Source organism: Echinicola soli (assembly GCF_006575665.1).
Classification (GTDB): domain Bacteria; phylum Bacteroidota; class Bacteroidia; order Cytophagales; family Cyclobacteriaceae; genus Echinicola; species Echinicola soli.
The window spans coordinates 4,295,519-4,315,376 of the sequence record NZ_CP041253.1 but is presented as its reverse complement, the minus strand read 5'-3'; the positions used below and the strand labels follow the sequence as shown (position 1 = coordinate 4,315,376).

Below are 19,858 nucleotides of genomic sequence, written 5' to 3'. Positions count from 1 at the left end.
GGTTACCATAATGGGTCTATTGGTCAGTGAAAAGTAATGGTAACTGTTGATTGATAAGTTGACTTATTTCATCTGCTTTATCAACGATCATAAAGTGTTCTCCGTTTACGATAAGGTAGGTATTTTTATCAATATTGCTAGCAGGGTTTAGTTTGTCTTTGGTTCCCGATATTTTAATTAAATTTTCAATTCTCTTTCTATTTTTCCATTTCACCAGCTGTATTACTGCCCATTTGGTGAATAATGTGTCGGTAAGGTCCAAAATACTGTTTAACAATTCTTTCTTATCCGTTCCAAAAAGCCTGTGGGCCAAAGACCTTGGTGGGGTAAAGAAGCTAGAAGGAAAGAACTTTAACATTCCTGTTTTTCCGATCAGACCTCTCAATCCCATCTGAGTTTATGCATGTTCATCGATGGCCCTAATACTTCTCTCTTTTCTCCTTAAAATCATCCGGATAAATATAGACTACAATTTCATCCTGCAATTTGGCATAGTTCAGGGCTGAATTGAGTTGGATGTAGTATTTGTAGTCCTTTCTGGAACGAAGGATCAGGATAATTCCCGGTTTCCGGTTGGTCTGGAGTCCATACCACAGCGACTGGCCAATGGCATTTTTCCATTTGTTGGCCCATTCCACTTCAAAGGCACGTTCTTCCGTCAGCAGGTCTACCCGGCCACTTTGAACTGCATATTCCCGCTCGCCGCCGATCAATTCCTGGATGGCGTCAGCATAGTCCTTCTCCTTCCAATTTTTGGCTTGGGCCAAGGCGGAGGATAATGAGATGACGAAGAGTATAAAGGAAAATAGAACCGTTCGGATATATTTTAGAGGCATTTTTGGTTTAAGTTTGTCAGGTAAATTGCGGACGCACTAGTGAAGAAAGAAATTGCTTCATTCCGCTGTCACTCCGTTCGCTATGACGGTTAAAATTACGTCATCGGTAGGAAGTATAGCCTGTCCCGATATCGGGAACGAAGCAATCTCGTGTCGATAGTACAGGAATATTTCTTCCGCTTCATGCAATCCCAGGAATCTGTCGCTTCGAACACAGCCTCCTCTTTCAATCACTTCTTCACGCTGCCTTCGCTACGTTTGTAATGACGGTTTTCTCGTTGGAGGGATGAAATTATGTCATCATAAAAACCGCTTCAAGGCCAGTTCGGAAACCGTTCCGCCGATGGACAGGGAAGAGGTAGCAGCTGGACTAGGGGCATTGAGAACGTTGATGGCGTGGGTATTTTCCGTGATGGCAAAATCATCCAGTAAGCCGCCTGTACGATCGCAAGCTTGGGCACGCACGCCTGCGCCACCGTCCACGAGGTCATCTTCTTTGATGTCAGGGATCAGCTCTTGCAGGGCAGTGGTAAAGGCTGCTTTGGAGAAGGAGCGGTAGTATTCACCGATACCGGTTTTCCAATATTTGGCAGCGACTTTCTGAAGGCCTGGCCAAGTGATGGATTCACGGAATTCTTTGAGGTTAAAATCCGTCCTTTTGTATCCTTCGCGTTTGAAGGCCATGACCGCATTTGGTCCGGCTTCTACACCGCCTTTCATCATTCGGGTAAAGTGCACGCCAAGGAAAGGGAAGTTAGGGTCTGGGACTGGATAAATGAGGTTTTTGACCAGGTATTCCCGCTCTTTTTTGAGTTTGTAGTATTCCCCGCGAAAAGGAATGATCTTGACATCCAGGTCCAGTTCACCGTTCATATCGGCGACCTTATCGGAATAAAGTCCCGCACAGTTGATCATAAGGCGGGAAACAATGGTTTTGCCAGAAGTGATAAGCTCCGTTTGATCAGCTTTATGATGGATTTTTTTGACCTTGTGATTGAGAAGGATTTCTCCACCAAGGGATTTGAACTTTTCACCGTATGCCAAAGCCACTTTTTTATAATCCACGATGCCGGTTTGTGGCACGTGTAGGGCCGCCACGCCTTTAGCGTAGGGTTCATACTCTTTGAGCTCGTCCAAGGTGATCTGACGAGTTCCTTTCAGTCCATTTTGCAGCCCCCTTTTCAGAAGGCTTTGAAGCAACGGTAGCTGCTCATCATTGGTGGCGACCACCACTTTTCCGGTAATTTCGAATGGAATATTTTCCTCTTCACAGAATTTTACCAGTTCATGGTATCCATTGATGCAATTGGTGGCTTTTAGTGACCCAGGCTTGTAGTACAGGCCCGAGTGGATCACGCCGGAATTATTGCCGGTTTGGTGTTTGGCCAATTCACTTTCTTTTTCCAGGACGACCACATTAAGTTCTGGTCGCTGCAGTATTATCTTTAGTCCAGTGGCCAGGCCCACGATGCCACCACCCACAATTGCGATATCGTATGTCATTTTTTTACGTCAGGTGTTTTAAACATTGACAAATTATGTGCTAAAAGTAATGATGGACAAATATACATATTCAAATAGTTTCTAGTGCAGATAAAAGAAGAAAGCTAGGAATAGAGTATCAAGTAGTGAGTATTGAGACTTAAGACACGTGTAACATCCCCGAAAGTATCAGGGCAGGCTATTGCGAACACAGCAACGGAGTGAAGCAATCTCCTTCTCTTTAGACGAGACTGCCTCGTTCCCGATAGCTTACGGGACAAGCTGTTCCTCCCTGCTTGGCTTCAGACAAGCCTGCTTGGCTTCAGACAAGCCTGTTTTGCACCAGACAAGCCTGCTTGGCTTCAGACAAGCCTGTTTTGCACCAGACAAGCCTGCTTGGCTTCAGACAAACTTGTTTTGCATCAGACAAGCCTGTTTTGCACCAGACAAGCCTGCTTGGCTTCAGACAAACTTGTTTTGCACCAGACAAGCCTGCTTGGCTTCAGACAAACTTGTTTTGCACCAGACAAGCCTGCTTGCACCAGACAAGCCTGCTTGGAGCAGACAATTCGTCATGATTGGTCACAGCTCTCATTATAGCAAAAATGAGCAAAAGTCCGGAGGAGTTTGACAGGAATTGGTTTAAAATTCCATCTAGGGAAAGAGCAGTTAATTACTATGTTTGACAATGAAATCTAATAATTAATCCGGTCAACTATAATCAGGGAAGTACAAAAGATGAGCATGTCAAGTGCAAGAGGAAAGTTTTATGAAAGAGAATAATATTAAGAAGAAGGATAGCAGAAATAGACACGGCTTGCACCCAGGTACCCAGGCCCCATTGATTACTGGATATTCGTATCGAATGACGACCTCTTTTCCAATCCTACAATTTTACAATCCCCAAGTTATGAATAGAACGGATTTTGTGCGTTATTGAGGTTTTAAAGCGGAATATCCATGGCAGAGAAGCACAATAAAGAAGAAGCAAAGCGGCAGAAGAACATTGATTCTGAGCTAAAAAAATCCAAATCCGTTTCTAATGACGGTACGAAGTCTCATGGCGAAATTCTAAAAGAACAGATCACTGAAGGGCTGGAAACCTACGATAAGAAGGCGAGCAGCTTATTGCTCAGTTCATTGACTGCAGGGTTGGAAATTGGCTTCAGTTATCTGCTGATCTGTGCGGTTTACGCTTACTCATCCAAATTCCTTGGTGAAGATGTCAGCTATAAGTTAACAGCATTGGTCTATCCTGTGGGGTTTATCATGGTTATTCTCGGTCAATCCATTCTTTTTACAGAGCAAACTTCTTTATTGACCTTGCCCGTGCTAAATAAGAAACGAAGTGTGTCGAGTTTGTTAAAAATCTGGGGATTGGTGATTGCCGGAAATATAATTGGTGGAATGCTGATCGCTTCTTTATTATTGTGGATTGGCCCTCGATTGGGCATATTTGACATGATAGTGGTGGAGAAAATAGCACATCATGCTACGGATTTTTCCAGTTTGGTGATCTTTAGCAGTGCCTTGCTGGCGGGATGGCTGATGGGGTTACTGTCTTGGCTCTTGTCTTCGTCCCGGGATACGTTGAGCAGGATTGTGATCATCTTTATCATTACCTCCATGATGGCGTTTACAGGCTTGCATCACAGCATTGTGGGAAACGTAGAGGTCTTCGCAGGTTTGGTGAGCTCTCCCAATATCACTTTTGAAAGGTACCTGAACTTCCAGGTTTTTGCACTCTTTGGTAATGCCGTGGGAGGAGCGGTATTCGTGGCCTTGCTGAAATACCGGGCTTTTGTTTATAATATTGATGTGAAGTGATGGGGATTCCAAATCCCAAACAGTAAACCAACCTCAAGACCTTCCTCCTTTATTCCACATACAGCACCAGGCCCTTCAGGTATTCCGTTTCCGTATGGAAAGCATTGATGGGGTGATCAGCGGGCTGGGTGAGTTGTTGGAGGATACGGACATTTCTGCCTACTTCGATGGCTGCAGCAGTGATGGTGTGGGCAAAAAGCTGCTTGTCCACCACTTGGGAGCAGCTAAAGGTGAAGAGGATACCACCAGCTTTAATGTGCTTTATGGCTTCTGCATTCAGTCTTTTGTAGGCTTGGACTGCATTGTGCCGTGCTTTGATGTTCTTGGCAAAGGCTGGAGGATCCAGTACGATCACGTCATAATCATGCTCTATTTCACGGATATACTTTACCACGTCAGCTACCTTGGATTCATGTTTTCCTCTAAACTCGGAATTGAGCTGTAGGTTCTTTTCGGTCAGCTCGATGGCTTTGGCAGAAATGTCCACCGAATGCACCTCTACGGCGCCTGCTTCCAGTGCAGCGATAGAAAATCCACCGGAATAACAAAAGGTGTTCAGCACCTTTTTGCCTTGGCTATAATTCCCGAGAAGTTTTCTGTTCTCCCGCTGATCAATAAAAAAACCGGTCTTTTGGCCTTTTTCCCAATCAATCTCATACTTACAGCCATTCTCCAAGACAATGTTGGTCGTGGGTTCACCGTAGAGGAACTGATTTTCGATATTGGTTTGTCCCTTGAGCGTTTCCGCACTTTTATCGTACACGGCTTTCAGCTTCTCTCCATAAACTGATTGTAGGGCTTTTGAAATTTCCTCCCGATGTTGGTACATGCCTATGCTGTGGGCTTGTATGACAGCGGTGCCATTGTAATGGTCAATGATCAGCCCGGGGAGTTGGTCCCCTTCTCCATGGATCAGCCGATATACATTAGTGGCCTGACTATCGGTCAATCCTATCTTGGTCCGCATTTGATGGGCATCTAGGAGCTTTTCTTGCCAAAATGAAGCATCGATTTCCCGAGGCTCAAAACTGATTATTCTAACCGTGATGGATCCATTTTGATAATGACCTGTTCCCAGAAATTCATGGCGATGGCTAAATACGCTCACAAGCTGGCCATTTTGGAGGCCGGAGTCTGCCTTGGCGATAGCACCTGAAAACACCCAGTGATGGCGTCTTTTGAGTGAAATTTCTTTTCCTTTTTTAAGGGTGATTTGTGGATATTTAGTCATAGGTCTATGGAGCTGAAAAATCCCTTTCTGAACATCCGGAAACTATTCAAAAAGGGATTAGGTAAGGAATGTATAGGGCGGAAATTATCCTTTTTTGTACATGCTTTCTCTTAACGCTTTGATCTCGTCACTCTCCAGATAGTTATCGTAACTCATTCTTCGATCAATAGTGCCGTTAGGAGTGAATTCCACGATCCTATTGGCGGTGGACTGCACAAAAGCGTGGTCATAAGAAGAGAGCAACACAGTGCCATTGAATTCAATGATGGCATTGTTAAATGCTGTGATGGATTCCAAGTCCAAGTGGTTGGTGGGTTCATCCATGACGAGCAGGTTTGGATTTTGCAGCATCATTTTGGAAATCATGCACCTTACTTTTTCACCTCCAGAGAGCACTGATGCTGACTTAAGGGTTTCTTCTCCCGTAAAGAGCATTCTTCCCAAAAACGTCCTTACATAGGCTTCTTCCTGATTGCTAGAATATTGACGTAGCCAATCGATCAGGTTAAGGCTGCTTTTGAAGTATGCTGAATTGTCATTGGGCAAGTAGGCCTTGTTGATGGTCACACCCCACTTGAATTCTCCTTTTTGGGTAGGGATATCTTCCATAATAGTCTGGAAGAATTTATTGACTGCCTGCTTGGTTTTTGAGATGAAGGCGATTTTGTCCCCTTTGTCCACCATCAGGTTGACATCGGTAAAGTAGGTAGTTCCTTCGTCCTTCAGCTCGAGCTCTTCGGTCATGAAAATCTGGTCACCGGCTTCCCTTTCAGGTTTGAAAATGATGCCTGGGTATTTACGCGTTGAAGGCTGGATGTCTTCCACGTTGAGTTTTTCCAGCATTTTCTTTCTGGCAGTGGCTTGTTTGGACTTGGCCACGTTGGCAGAAAACCGCTCGATAAACTGCTGTAGTTCTTTTCGCTTTTCCTCTGCCTTTTTGTTTTGATCTGTCTTTTGTTTTGCTGCCAGCTGGGAAGACTCATACCAGAAGGTATAGTTACCGCTGTAAATTTTGATTTTGCTAAAGTCAATGTCCACGATATGCGTGGATACCGCATCCAAGAAGTGTCTGTCGTGGGAAACGACGATCACGAGGTTCTTGAAGTTTACCAGGAAATCTTCCAGCCAATTAATGGTTTCGGCATCCAGGTCGTTGGTAGGTTCGTCGAGAATAAGAATGTCAGGGTTACCGAACAAGGCCTGGGCGAGCAATACCCTAACTTTTTGGTTACCGGCCAGGTCTTTCATCAATGCATGGTGAAGGTCTTCAGAAATCCCCAAACCAGATAGCATAGCGGCAGCGTCCGATTCAGCGTTCCAGCCGTCCATTTCGGCAAATTCAGCTTCCAATTCCGATGCGCGGAGGCCGTCTTCTTCTGAAAAATCAGGTTTCATGTAGATGGCATCCTTTTCCTCCATTATGGAGTATAATTTTTTATGGCCCATGATCACCGTCTTGAGCACTTCCACCTCGTCAAATTCAAAGTGGTTCTGCTTCAATACGGCCATTCGTTGGCCAGGCGTGATGTTGACACTGCCGGTGGTGCTGTCTTGATCCCCAGAAAGGATCTTTAAAAAGGTGGATTTACCCGCCCCATTGGCACCGATCACACCATAGCAATTGCCGGGGGTGAACTTTAAGCTTACTTCATCGAAAAGGGTTCGTTTTCCGAACTTTAAAGAGAGATTATCTACTGAAATCATGGATCGTTCCGTTGCTGTTTTTTACAAGTCCCAAAGATACAAATTTTATTGGGCGGAGAAACGATTTTTGCCTTGGATCAGGGAGGAAATGGATATTTTTATAGGGTTTTACATAATTTTCCGATCCTTTTACCCAGGGGGCATAAAAAAGCCGCTGATTTGTACATCAAACCAACGGCTTCTTGAAAATAAACCGGCTGTTAATCAACTATTACTGAAAATGTTATACAGCCATGGAGTGTTGTTTTTCTTCCTCCAGGGCCTTACGCTTTTTTTCCACTCTTTTTTGATTGGTGTCAATGACCAATGTCAGTAGGCCGCCTACCGCACAGAACGTCATCATGATGACCATTGGGTTAGCAGTGCCATTATGGAAGACACTGACTGCTCCGGATACTACACCGCCCATGGCCATGCGCATACTGCCCATCATGGCAGCGGCACTCCCAGCATTTCTGCTGAATGGAGCCAGGGTCAGTGCTGCGGCATTGGGATTGCTCAATCCATGACCAGTAAGGAAAATAAACATCATTCCTATCAGTGTGTAAACATTTAGCCACCCATTCCAAACACCAAGAATCATCGCAAAGCCTATGATCGTCTGATAGGTCAGTGCTACTTTGATGATTTGCTGGCTGGTGAATTTCTTCAGCAGGATATGGTTCAGTTGTGTGGAGCCAATCATTGAAAAGGCCAACAGTGCAAAGATCCATCCATATTGCTGCTCGGTCACACCGTAAATGTTCATAAATACATCTGCGGAACCGGAGATGTAGGCAAATGGGGCAGCCCCGGCCACACCACCGATAAGCATATAAACCAAAAATTGGCGGTTTTTAGTTACCTCTACATATTTTTTTACAACCTGTTTTGGTCTCAGGGATACTTCGGCGTCAGGCATCGCCCCGTCAGGAAGGAAGAAATAAGCCGCCATCAAGATCACTACGGTGATTCCTGCCAAAATCATGAAAATGGTATGCCAATCATAATGGGCCGTTACAAATCCCCCAACGGTAGGGGCGATCATTGGAGAGACCGCTATGACCAACATCAAAAGTGCCATTGCCTGTGCGGTCTTATTGACTGGGAAAATGTCCCGTACCATTGCCTGAGCAGCCACCATTCCTGCACAGCCGCCAATCGCTTGGATAAAGCGCATTAATATCAAGTTTTCAACACTATTGCTCAAGGCACAGGCGACGGAAGCCACCACGTAGATCAGCAAGCCAATATATAAGGGTTTTTTTCTCCCAAATCGATCCAATAGGGGACCATAAAAAAGCTGACCAATGGCGATACCTACAAGATAACTGGTAAGGGAAAGCTGCACATTGGCGATGCTCGTTCCCAGGTTTTTCGCAATGGAAGGAAACCCAGGAAGGTACATGTCTATGGAAAAAGGGCTGATGGTACTCAAAGCCCCTAAAATCAAAATAACTACAAAATATTGCTTCTTGCTCATTCCCCTTCTGACATTTTGGATCAAAATAAACTTTGTCTTATCCCCAACACTAACTTGTTTAGCTTAGTTCGCAAATTTAAGGGTGTAGTATTGTTTTATTGTTAAAAATTATAAGGATTAATTGTGTAGGTAGAAAGTGATTGTGGTTTTTTTTGAAATTATCACGAGGATGGATAACTGGTTTTGTGGAATTTTATTTTGCATTTATGTGTTTTGTTGGTTTATTGTTTTTTTTACTGGCATTTGACTAATTTTCAAATATGATTAAAAACTGTCTATGAATAGAGTTTGAGGATTTTTATTCCAATCCCTAAAATGCCCCCATCCCCAGGGCAATCGCTTTTAAAAAAAATGTTGTATAAATCACAATTTCTAATGCGTTGTCATCCCGACTTGAGGAGGAATGACAACGGCATTGTTAGAATGGCGTAGCTAGTGGAATACGCAGTCGCTCATCTAAAAGCGATTTCCCTGCCCCCATTCCCTAAAGGGGAGCTTTAGAAAGTCCTCTTTAGGGGGGGAGGGGTGAAAACAGTTGATTTTTTCAATTTGACGATTGTTTTCTTGGACGCCAGAATTTTTTTTAAGTGTGGCGGGTGACGATTGAAATTATGATTTCACAGAATCGCACCAGTTATAATGGATTTCAGAAAATACCTTTTATTATCAATTGTATACATTTCCTAAATACGTTCGAAACAAATCCCTTATCTTAATTGCTTCTTGAGCCCTGTTACACGCTTTTGGTGGACGATAAACCTAGCTATAGCGATTTGTGAATAGCCTGTATGAGACAAGTGATTTTTTCACCCTAATTAATGTCCCTGTCAGCATGAAGTCGAGAATTCCTTTCTATTGCTTTTTTTTGTGGAGCATGATCCTTTGGTCAATACCTTCTGCCCAAGCTCAACTGACCACGGTGGGAAAGGAGTTTTGGGTAGGCTTTATGGATAATAATACTGATGGAAAGAATGGTAAGGCGGTGATAGTTATTTCTGCCAATGAAGCCGCCCAAGGTACTATCGACCTGAGTGCTATTTCGGATGGCTTAACTTATTCTTTTGATCTGGAGAAAGGGGAAAGTTACACTATGCGTATTCCGGAGTATGATCTTGATTTGTTGCATAGAGAATCTGGCCAGAAAGAAGACAAGGGCATCTTTGTTACATCATCAGGAAAGGTTTCTGTGTTTGCATTCAATGAACGGTTTAAAAGTGCTGATGGAACGGTGGTTTTGCCAAAGCGAACATTAGGAAAGGATTACTTGATCACCTCTCATTATGAAATTACGCCTAATACTACCCCCGGAGTAGATATGAACATCAACGATGAGAGCACTATGCTAGTAGTAGGGGTGGAAGACAATACCAAAGTGGAGATTACGCCTTCCGTGACCACAGTGGATGGAAAGCAGGGAGGGGTATCTTTTACCATCTCACTCAATGCCGGCGAAAGCTATCAATTAAAAGCAAAAGGGGACCTGACTGGAAGCCGGGTACGGGTACGTGATGATCAATTGTCCGATTGTAAGAATATAGCGGTTTTTGGAGGAAATAAATGGACAGGTGTCGGGGAATGCGGTTCTGCGCCCGATCATTTATTTCAGCAAATGTATCCAGTAAATACCTGGGGCAAATCCTCTATTCATATCCCGCTGAAAACCCGTTCGTCAGGGGAACTGGTAAAGGTGCTAGCTGCAGAAAATGGTACATCTGTAGCGGTCAATGGACAAGTTAAGGATGTCCTGAATGCAGGTGAATGGATGGCGATGGACATGGCTCCTGATGAGGTGGTCTCTATCAGTGGATCAAAGGACATTTCTGTTACTTCGTTTTCCAAAAGTAGAAATTGCAATAGCTCTCAAGATCCTTTTTATGCTTTTGGGGATCCTTTTATGGTGGCATTAAATCCATCAGAACGTTTACTGGAGGACGTGACATTTGAATCCATGAATATTGTCCAGATTGAATACCACTATATTAATATTGTTGTAAAGCATTCATCCACAGGCACCATGCGACTGGATGGTGAGGTCATTTCCCAGTCTTTTCAGCCAGTACCTGGCAATAGTGATTATGCATATGCACGAATAGAAGTGTCCGGAGGGGTCCATCGTTTGTCCAATCCGGATGGTTTTATTGCTTATGCCTATGGCTTTGGTGATTTGGAGTCCTACGGATATGCAGTGGGGGCCAACCTGGAAAATCTTGATTTTACGACTGACACCCATTATGAAGATTTCGAGGTGATTGGTGAAAATGTGACCTGCCTCGATGAAGAATTTACCTGGCAGATCATTCCCGAAAATCCGGCATTTGACTATTTTAACTGGTATATAGAAGGTTTGGAGGCGCCAAAGTCAGGGGCAGAAATACAGCACACTTTTGAAGAGCCGGGGACCTATCAGGTGACCGTTTATGCATCAAATGGCCCTACTACCTGCGACCATATAGAGGAAATAAGATTTGAGGTAGAGGTTATAGAGACCAGTGCGACAGTACGAGGAAGCGATTTTGTATGTGAAGGGATGGAAGCGATCACCTACGAAGCTATTGACATGGAAAATATCGATCATTTCGAATGGGAAGCAGTGGGAGGGGAGCTGGTCTCATCGGAAGGAAATACGGCCACTGTTCATTGGGATCTTGGAGCGGATAATGCAGCTCTTTCGCTGTTACCCTTTACAGCAGAGGGGTGCCCCGGTAGTCCAATCACGAAAGCAGTGAGCATCTGGAAGCCAGGGGTGCCACCTGCACCAGATGGGCCTTCTGAAGTGTGTTCTGATCCTCAAAATTCAACTCACTATTTTATAACGGATACCGAGGAAAAGCACCTGTACCAGTGGTTTGTGGAAGGAGGTGAAATCATTTCTTCTAGTGACAAGAGAGAAGTGGAAGTAAAGTGGAGCGCTTCTGCTACAAACAGGAAGATCTGGTATGAGACTTTTCATGAGGACTTTGCACAGTGTTCCGTGGTTTCTGATACCGTACAAGTCGAGATGCAAGTGGCCATTTCAGTAACAGAGACGATAAAGGATGTAGACTGTCATGGAGGTAGCTCAGGCGAAATAAGCTTGGAAGTGGCTGGGGGGAAGGGTCCCTATTCCTATTCGTGGAGCCATGATGACTCGCTGGGCAGCCCTACCGCTGCGGGATTGGAAGCTGGAAGCTATCAGGTGTCCATAACAGATGCGTTGGGATGTCAGTTTATTTATGATGATCTAAAGGTGAAGGAGCCCGATCAGCTGACCACTAAGGTAACATCCAATGCCGGTACGAGTTGCTACGAGACGGCAGATGCTGAAGTGATGATAAAGGTAGCAGGAGGAAGTCCTCCTTACAGAATGGATCGTGAAAGTGCCTTGATAGCTGGTGAGGAAATACGATTGGAGGCATTGGAAGCTGGAAAACACGAATTTATCATTTTCGATAGCAACGATTGTCAAATCAGTTTGGAGGTCAAGGTGCCAAAGCCTGCACCTTTGGAAGTAGAAGTAGATGTGCTTCGTAGGAGCTGTCCAGGGGAATCTGGTGGAGAGTTGCTGGCCGTGCCGTCAGGGGGGACAAATCCGTATCGGTTTACCTGGAACTATGGCGCAAGTGCCAATGCTGAGCTCACGGGGATTCCAAAGGGGGAGTACACTGTTACTGTCCAAGACGATCATGGATGTTTGGCCTTTGGTACGGCCTGGCTCCAAGAAGTAGCTCCCCAAGTAAGAATGCCCACCGGATATGATCCCAATGGTGAGGCAGTCAATAGGATCTATCAACCTGTTTCTAGCTGTCCAATTGATTTTATATTAAAAATTTACAACCGATGGGGAGAGCTGATTTATTCCGGATCCCAAGGGTGGGATGGTAGTGTAGATGGAGAAATGGTCACCGGTGATACCTATACTTATTTTTTGGAATACCAATATAGAATCGATGGAAACCAAATTAGCAGGCAAAAGCGAGGCATGTTTACCATCATCAACTGATCACATGAGCAGGGTCAATAGGTCGAGATTTTCATTAAGGTAATTGTATTTAAATCGGTTTTCTTTTAGACGGTCAAAGATTCCAGCGATATGATCAGGTTTTTTAAGTTCGATGCCGACCACAGCGGGGCCATTTTCACGGTTGTTCTTTTTGGTAAATTGGAAATAGGCAATATCATCATCAGGCCCAAGGATTTTAGAAACAAAATCATTGAGGGCGCCAGGGCGCTGGGGAAACTGGATCATAAAATAGTGTTTAAGCCCCTCGTAGATCAATGATCTTTCTTTGATCTCTGCTGTTCGCATGATGTCGTTGTTGCCACCACTGACTACACAGACTACATTTTTGCCCTTGAGTTTATCCTTGTCGTACAGGGAAAGGGCCGCCAAAGTCATGGCTCCTGCTGGTTCTACTACGATGCCTTCATTATTATAGAGGTTTAGGATGGTGGTGCAGATCCTGCCTTCCGGCACCAGTAACATTTCGTCCAAGTTTTTACGACAAATTTCGAAGGGAATATTACCCACTTTTTTTACCGCCGCTCCATCAACAAATCCATCAATTTCATCCAAAACAGTGTTTTTTAGGTTTTGAATAGAAGTCAACATGGAGGGAGCTCCTTTGGGTTCTGTTCCGATCAACTTGGTTTCAGGACTGGTTTGCTTGAAATATGTGCTCACTCCAGCTGCCATACCCCCTCCGCCAATGGGAAGGAATAGATAGTCCACTGGGAAATCAGCATCATCCAGTATCTCCTTCGCAATAGTGCCTTGTCCTTCAATGACTTTCGGGTCGTCAAAAGGGTGAACGAACACAGCGCCTTTTTCCTCACAATAAATGGCTGCCGTTTGGTAAGCATCGTCATAGGTATCACCTGAAAGCACGATTTCAACCAATTCTTTTCCAAATAATCTCATCCGGTTGATCTTTTGGGCAGGGGTGGTGGATGGGATGAAGATGGTGCCTTTGATGCCCAGCTTTTTGCAGGCAAAGGCTACCCCTTGGGCATGGTTTCCCGCACTGGCGCAGACCACTCCTCGGCTTTTTTCTTCTTCGGAGAGAGAACTTATTTTATGGTAGGCACCTCTGATTTTATAGGATCTTACCGCCTGCAGGTCCTCTCTTTTTAAGTACACATGACAGCCGTACTCATCACTTAACTGTTCGTTAAACTGGAGCGGTGTGGTATTCAGCACTTCTTTGAGTGCTTCACTTGCTTCGATGATGCCTTGAAAAGAGACCTGATTCATGGTGAGCGTTTTTATTGGGTAAATGGATCACAAATATACGGGCTTATATAGGCTTGAGGAAATTTCCATTGTATTATGAAAGAGGAAGAGAGAAAACTTCTTGGCTTTTTCATGTCTGCAACGTCGATGTTAGATAAATATCGAAAATTATTAAGCTGAAAAAGAGGGTACTAAATGTTAAAGTGGTATTTTTTTTGACGTAGGTTTTGCAATAAAAACAAGAACTACTACCTTTGCATCACTTCAAACGAGGAGTTGATATAAGAATTGAAATATAAACAAGCAAAATCCTTCAGTTTTCGCAGAATACATAGGTTTTGTTGTAAAAATAATGTGAATCAGTTGGTTAGAAAATTTCGACCTGTCGGGAAAGTCGCTGATTTGATTTCACAAAGAATATAAACGGAGTGGTAGTTCAGTTGGTTAGAATGCCTGCCTGTCACGCAGGAGGTCGCGGGTTCGAGTCCCGTCCATTCCGCTTAGATATTTTATTCTTATTTCATAAACAATAGTGAAAATTCAGTTGGCCAGAAAGTCCCGACGTATCGGGAAGATTTCCAATCTGGGGTCACTAAGAAAAAATAATGGAGTGGTAGTTCAGTTGGTTAGAATGCCTGCCTGTCACGCAGGAGGTCGCGGGTTCGAGTCCCGTCCATTCCGCAAAAGCCTCACGAAAGTGGGGCTTTTTGCATTTATAGGATCATTAAATATTCTAAGGGCAGGTAAGGTTTCCATTCATTTGGTATGTCGCCACGAAGTCGCCAAGATACGAAGTGTTTTGTAGGAGGATTTCAACGTTCATGAAAAACAAACAGCTTTGGGTTTTAGAGAATCTTTGTGTCCTGGTGGCTTATTATTTAATCCATCATTAAAATAGTGAAGGTTAAATGTATTCACACCAATCATGTTCTATGCTCCTCTGTGCTTAACGTCAAATCATGTCTGAAAAAACAACTTCAGTAGGCGCTATCACAACTTCTATCCAGGCTTTTATTTTTTATTATGTAAAACTTTATTCTAATATAATTAGGTAAACGGCCAAATATTAGTCATAACGGTAAAAAAACCAAATCAAGTTGTTCCAACCGTTTCTAAAACCATTTTTGAGCTTCTGTCCAAACTCTGTCTCGTTTGGTATACTCTTATAGAAAGTCATGGTTAAAGTCGATAATGAACCCTGTCCTGATCCCTATCGGTATCCTGACGACAGATCGGGAAAGGATCTTTTCAATCTGATCAGTTGGTTAGAAAGTCCCGACGTGTCGGGAAGGTCGCGGGTTCGAGTCCCGTCCATTCCGCAAAAGCCTCACGAAAGTGGGGCTTTTTGCATTTATAGGATCATTAAATATTCTAAGGGCAGGTAAGGTTTCCATTCATTTGGTATGTCGCCACGAAGTCGCCAAGACACGAAGTGTTTTGTAGGAGGATTCCAAGTTTCATGAAAAACAAACAGCTTTGGGTTTTAGAGAATCTTTGTGTCCTGGTGGCTTATTATTTAATCCATCATTAAAATAGTGAAGTTTAAATGTATTCACACCAATCATGTTCTATGCTCCTCTGTGCTTAACGTCAAATCATGTCTGAAAAAATAACTTCAGTAGGTGGTGTTGAGTTAAAAACTCAATGTTAGTGGTTCCACAGTATAGCTGTCGGAACAACAGGTAAAAAAACAAACTTATACCTTGGCTTTTAATACAGAATCTTTGTGGCAAAAGAACAAAAAGGAAACTACTGTCACAAAAAACACCCAGTGCTTTTGTCGGATGACAGTAATTTTTATTCCTAATCTGTGCAGACTTTGCGGTACTGCGGTTGATTAGGCGAGAAGGTCTTAAAGTAGTAATAGTGGCAGATGACTAATTCATTATTTCCAATTCTTATTTCGTCATTCAATACCTCTGAATCTCAGCGGTCAATATACGAGTGGTCTAGTCAAAGTCATCTTGGAAGACAGTTTCACCTTTTGCTCCTTCCAGCCGGACATAGTCGACAGAACCGGTTCCATTGAAAATATAGGTAAGTGCCATGATGTCTCCGAAGTCCTCTTGAAATATTTCCTGGAACAGGTGCTCTCCGTTTAGGATTATTTCAGCGTGTTTATTTTCTACTTTGATGTTTATTTCCTGCCAATTATATACATCCACACCCAAACTCGAGAGGTTGTTTTCATTTCCGGAACGGATGATCTCTCCCATCTTGTAGCTGGCGTTTCGCTCGCATCCTTTGTTTTGGAGATTAACCCAAAAGATATGTTTTTCAGTTACTACCATAATCTGCATAAAGGGACAGGCATCACTCGTTATATGATCTAATTTAATGCGGGATGTTAGGTTAAAGTGGTCTGAAGAGGTATGGAATATCCGACTGTTAATGGTTCTGGTCTCGAACTGGCGGGAGAAATCGATGTTCTTTTTCCTGAGTAGCTCTTCACTGATATGCAGGTACCCGTTGCTGGTAATGTGTTCGTTTTTAAAGGTGATTGATTGCCTGTCTCGGTAGTTGTAATACAGATGGGGTTCCCAGCCGTTACTTAGTATATGCACAGGCTGCATGGCAAGGACGCTATCATTTGCTATCAAGCGCGCCCGATGATAACCAGCTTCGTAATAAATAGCTGAGTAGGTATTGCCTTCGGGGTCGAGGGGAACCCGGTGCAAGGGGTTCCAGGATTGCTGTATGAAAAAGCTGTCAGCGGCTACTTGGGATAGATCGTAGTTGAAAATAACGGTGGTCGGTGTGCCAGAGAGAACGGTCTTTTGGGCAGAAAAATGGACGGAACCATCCACTTGTACTTTATGGGGCCGGTTTTCCAGCTTGATTATCAGCGCGATTGCCAAGGCAGCGGCCAGGATCAAAGCGGGAATAACGGCAAACAAGGCATTCTTTTTGGAATTGATATTTCCAGCCTTCGGGTGGTTATGCAGTTTGAAGTCCTGCCAGTCACGATAGTCCAATACCGCGGCCAGGGCATTTAATGTCGCCAGCTGGGGACTTTGCTTGAAGTCATCCTTCCAAAGGCGTTTTAATGTCGACAGGCTTAAGACGACCCCTGTCTTCTCTTCTATGTTCTGGCTCAGTAGCTCAAGGTCTCGTTGGGTATACCTGCTACCATTACCGAAGATAAATTTTTCTTCGATTTGCTTTCTGCATAAGGCAATATATTGTTGCTCTGAAAATGACATGGAGGCTATCACTTACCCCGGGACTTTAACCTCAATTTGACCGGACTTTGAACCGGCTTTGATCGATGCTTATTGACCCAGAGATCTATGTTTGCTTTCATAATCAAAAATATCAAGATCATGAAAATAATCTGCATGCTTTCAACAATTTTATTGCTGACTATCGGACATTTGTTGGCTCAGTCCCGAGTGGAAACACCGCTGATAAACAGAAATAACTTTACGGAATTCAACCGTAAACCTACTTATGAGAAGGAAGGAGTCTATTTGGATGCAAAAAGCGGTAGTGGAATATTATGGCTGAAGGATTCTCTTTTCGGGAACGGTATTATCGAGCTGGAGTTAAAAGGCAAGAATATTCCGGGACGGAGCTTCGTAGGAGTTGCCTTTCACGGTAAGGACTCAACAACCTACGATGCTATCTATTTCCGACCTTTCAACTTCCGCAATCCGGAAAGGAATGGCCACTCTGTTCAATATATCTCCCTGCCGGGAAATGACTGGTCCACGTTGCGGGAGAAATTTCCAGGGAAATACGAAAACCGAATTGAACCCCTGCCTGACCCTGTGGACGATTGGTTTCATGCCAGGATTGTAATCGATTATCCCGAAATAAGGGTTTATGTAAACCACGCAGCCCAGCCAACATTAGAAGTAGGCCAGCTCAACGACATGGATGAGGGAAAACTTGGCTTTTGGGTAGGCAACGGATCGGATGGATGGTTCAGAAATTTAAAGATCACCCAGGGGGATTGACTTATAGATTGGGAAATAGCTTAACACAAAACCGCTGTGTCCTTGGAGGTTTTAAGGTTTAATGTTGGGAGAATTAGTTCAGGCATTTTTGTAAACCGCCATGATACCGGATCTTTTATTCATAATTTCTACGCCCCTGTTAACTCCGCAGTTAGCATAAGTGTTCTCTTTTTGAGGCAGCATGAAATTTCTCTTTTCAGAAGGTTTTACCTGAAATATGACTATTTTAGGTAAAACTTTTCTTGTGGTTTAACTGGAAATTCCTAATACCTATGAAATTAGTGCTGAATTTTATCAATAAGACCCTAAAAGGAGGGGTGTTTTTTCTTTTGCCATTGATGCTCGCATATGTGCTTTTGGAAAAAGTACTGCATCTACTACAGCCCTTGGCTTACAAACTTTCCGAATGGTTAAATCCCGATCATGATAAGATCCTTGATTTTAGTTATATACTGACAACTTTTTTTATTATTGTTCTCTGCTTTTTTTTTGGTCTGATAGCGGCATCAGCTGTGGGAGCTTCCTTTGTCACTTGGATAGAAAATAATATCCTTACCATGTTTCCAGCTTACCGTTTGATGAAAAGCACTTTTCAATCAGCAGCTGGAATACGGGAAAATAAAGACTTGCCTGTGGTACTGGTGCCTATGGACGGTCTTGTTTTGGCTTTTTTGGTGGATGAGCTTCCAGAAGGTGATAAGTTGGTGTTTGTTCCAGGATCACCGGATCCATGGTCAGGTAATTTGATCATCTATAAAGCCTCCCAAGTGAAGCCTACCAACATGACTCAGCCTGAAGCGTTAAGAATTCTTAAACAAACCGGCATTGGTGAAACAGACAAATTTATTAAGGGTATTTACCAGGACCAAGTAAAATAACAATGGTTTGCCAGTAGAATAAAAGCGATTAAGTGGAACTATTGAATTTGTCTTATTTTTTGTAACAATAGTGAAGGAATTCAAGTTGTTGATTTTAAAACAATTATCCTTATATTTCGCCAAATCTGTAAATCAGCATAGGCCATATTTGGAAAGACAGTTGGGCCAATGATTTTACTTCGGGATAATCTTTTTATCTTTGTTGTGTTAAAAAATGTAAATATGGTCTTAGAATTTGAAAAGCCAATTGCTGATTTAGAGCTTAAACTTCAAGAAATGAAGGAATTGGCTAAAGGCAAGCAAATCGATTTGTCAGCCGATATTGAGTCTTTGGAGGAAAAAATACAAACTTTGAAAAAAGAAACATTCCAAAATTTAACCAGATGGCAACGGGTACAGTTGTCCAGGCACGCGGATCGGCCTTATTCACTTGATTACATATACGAAATTACCAATGATTTCATAGAGCTCCATGGTGATCGTACCGTGAAAGATGATAAAGCCATGATCGGCGGACTTGGAGATGTCAATGGTAGATCGGTGATGTTTATTGGACAGCAAAAAGGAAGAAATACCAAACAGCGTCAGGAGCGTAATTTTGGTATGGCTAACCCTGAGGGATATAGAAAGGCCCTTCGTCTGATGAAAATGGCCGAAAAATTCGGCAAGCCCATCGTTACCTTGATAGATACCCCAGGTGCATTTCCTGGTTTGGAAGCAGAAGAAAGAGGGCAAGGAGAGGCCATCGCCCATAATATCAGGGATATGTTTATGCTGAAAGTTCCCGTGATCTGTATTATCATTGGTGAAGGGGCTTCCGGTGGAGCATTGGGCATCGCCATTGGTGATAAAGTAATGATGCTGGAGAACTCTTGGTATTCAGTGATTTCACCTGAAAACTGCTCTACCATCCTTTGGAGAAGTTGGGATTATAAGGAACAAGCTGCTGAAGCGCTGAAATTGACAGCTTCGGACATGCTGGGCAATAAGCTGGTGGATAATATTATCCCTGAGCCCCTAGGTGGTGCGCATAAGGATATGAAAGCCATGGCGGTAAACCTTAAGGCAGCGATTACAAAGGCATTGAATGAATTGGATAAAATAAAACCAGAGAAGCGAATTGAACAACGAATCAATAAGTTCTCTGCGATGGGCGTAGTAAAGGAATAAACCAGTATTAACTCCCAGAAAAAAGCCTCTGTAAACAGCAGAGGCTTTTTTGTCTGTAGGTGTTTTATAATACTGATGAATAATCATATTGGTGTGAACC

General features: G+C 43.4%; 13 protein-coding genes and 3 tRNA genes. 8 read left to right on the top strand and 8 right to left on the bottom strand.

The genetic code is table 11. The features are described 5' to 3' along the window. Positions 1-16: 16 nt before the first annotated feature. The 3 genes from FKX85_RS16860 to lhgO form a co-directional block, all read right to left on the bottom strand. Positions 17-358 carry a hypothetical protein gene (locus FKX85_RS16860; RefSeq protein WP_141615850.1) on the bottom strand — a complete coding sequence of 114 codons (342 nt, stop codon included), beginning with the start codon at positions 356-358 and terminating at the stop codon, positions 17-19. A 61-nt stretch (positions 359-419) separates the two neighbouring features. Further along, on the bottom strand, positions 420-836 hold the full coding sequence (locus FKX85_RS16855) for a hypothetical protein (protein WP_141615849.1): 417 nt from the start codon (positions 834-836) through the stop codon (positions 420-422). Between the two features lie 300 nt (positions 837-1,136). Continuing rightward, a complete protein-coding gene (gene lhgO / locus FKX85_RS16850) occupies positions 1,137-2,339 on the bottom strand; it encodes an L-2-hydroxyglutarate oxidase (protein ID WP_141615848.1) in 1,203 nt (400 codons plus the stop codon). 939 nt (positions 2,340-3,278) lie between these two features. Here lhgO and FKX85_RS16845 point away from each other — a divergent pair. Continuing rightward, positions 3,279-4,145 carry a formate/nitrite transporter family protein gene (locus tag FKX85_RS16845; protein ID WP_141615847.1) on the top strand — a complete coding sequence of 289 codons (867 nt, stop codon included), beginning with the start codon at positions 3,279-3,281 and terminating at the stop codon, positions 4,143-4,145. A 49-nt stretch (positions 4,146-4,194) separates the two neighbouring features. Here the strand turns inward: FKX85_RS16845 and FKX85_RS16840 are convergent, their stop codons facing one another. The 3 genes from FKX85_RS16840 to FKX85_RS16830 form a co-directional block, all read right to left on the bottom strand. After that, a complete protein-coding gene (locus FKX85_RS16840; protein ID WP_141615846.1) occupies positions 4,195-5,376 on the bottom strand; it encodes a class I SAM-dependent rRNA methyltransferase in 1,182 nt (393 codons plus the stop codon). 84 nt (positions 5,377-5,460) lie between these two features. Next, positions 5,461-7,080 (bottom strand): ABC-F family ATP-binding cassette domain-containing protein, encoded by a 1,620-nt coding sequence (locus FKX85_RS16835; protein WP_141615845.1) that lies wholly within the window; start codon positions 7,078-7,080, stop codon positions 5,461-5,463. Between the two features lie 223 nt (positions 7,081-7,303). After that, positions 7,304-8,542 (bottom strand): Bcr/CflA family multidrug efflux MFS transporter, encoded by a 1,239-nt coding sequence (locus FKX85_RS16830; protein ID WP_141615844.1) that lies wholly within the window; start codon positions 8,540-8,542, stop codon positions 7,304-7,306. Between the two features lie 832 nt (positions 8,543-9,374). Here FKX85_RS16830 and FKX85_RS16825 point away from each other — a divergent pair. Beyond that, the gene (locus tag FKX85_RS16825; RefSeq protein ID WP_141615843.1) at positions 9,375-12,521 is read left to right on the top strand and encodes a gliding motility-associated C-terminal domain-containing protein; all 3,147 of its coding nucleotides are present in this window, start codon (positions 9,375-9,377) and stop codon (positions 12,519-12,521) included. Here FKX85_RS16825 and ilvA read toward each other — a convergent pair whose 3' ends face one another. Next, complete coding sequence (gene ilvA, locus FKX85_RS16820; protein ID WP_141615842.1) at positions 12,522-13,772, bottom strand: threonine ammonia-lyase IlvA; 1,251 nt, start codon at positions 13,770-13,772, stop codon at positions 12,522-12,524. It abuts the gene before it with no gap. A gap of 404 nt (positions 13,773-14,176) precedes the next feature. Here ilvA and FKX85_RS16815 point away from each other — a divergent pair. The 3 genes from FKX85_RS16815 (at position 14,177) to FKX85_RS21500 (ending at position 15,070) form a co-directional block, all read left to right on the top strand. Beyond that, positions 14,177-14,250: transfer RNA gene (locus tag FKX85_RS16815), tRNA-Asp, on the top strand. A gap of 108 nt (positions 14,251-14,358) precedes the next feature. Beyond that, positions 14,359-14,432, top strand: a tRNA-Asp gene (locus FKX85_RS16810). A gap of 554 nt (positions 14,433-14,986) precedes the next feature. Beyond that, positions 14,987-15,070, top strand: a tRNA-OTHER gene (locus tag FKX85_RS21500). Between the two features lie 630 nt (positions 15,071-15,700). Here FKX85_RS21500 and FKX85_RS16805 read toward each other — a convergent pair. Beyond that, a complete protein-coding gene (locus tag FKX85_RS16805) occupies positions 15,701-16,954 on the bottom strand; it encodes a hypothetical protein (RefSeq protein ID WP_141615841.1) in 1,254 nt (417 codons plus the stop codon). Positions 16,955-17,074: 120 nt separating this feature from the next. Here FKX85_RS16805 and FKX85_RS16800 point away from each other — a divergent pair, with 120 nt between their 5' ends. From FKX85_RS16800 to FKX85_RS16790, 3 genes are all read left to right on the top strand, one after another. Beyond that, on the top strand, positions 17,075-17,710 hold the full coding sequence (locus FKX85_RS16800) for a family 16 glycoside hydrolase (protein WP_168196282.1): 636 nt from the start codon (positions 17,075-17,077) through the stop codon (positions 17,708-17,710). A gap of 272 nt (positions 17,711-17,982) precedes the next feature. Then, complete coding sequence (locus tag FKX85_RS16795) at positions 17,983-18,588, top strand: DUF502 domain-containing protein (protein WP_141615839.1); 606 nt, start codon at positions 17,983-17,985, stop codon at positions 18,586-18,588. 222 nt (positions 18,589-18,810) lie between these two features. After that, the gene (locus tag FKX85_RS16790; RefSeq protein WP_141615838.1) at positions 18,811-19,758 is read left to right on the top strand and encodes an acetyl-CoA carboxylase carboxyltransferase subunit alpha; all 948 of its coding nucleotides are present in this window, start codon (positions 18,811-18,813) and stop codon (positions 19,756-19,758) included. Positions 19,759-19,858 lie beyond the last annotated feature (100 nt).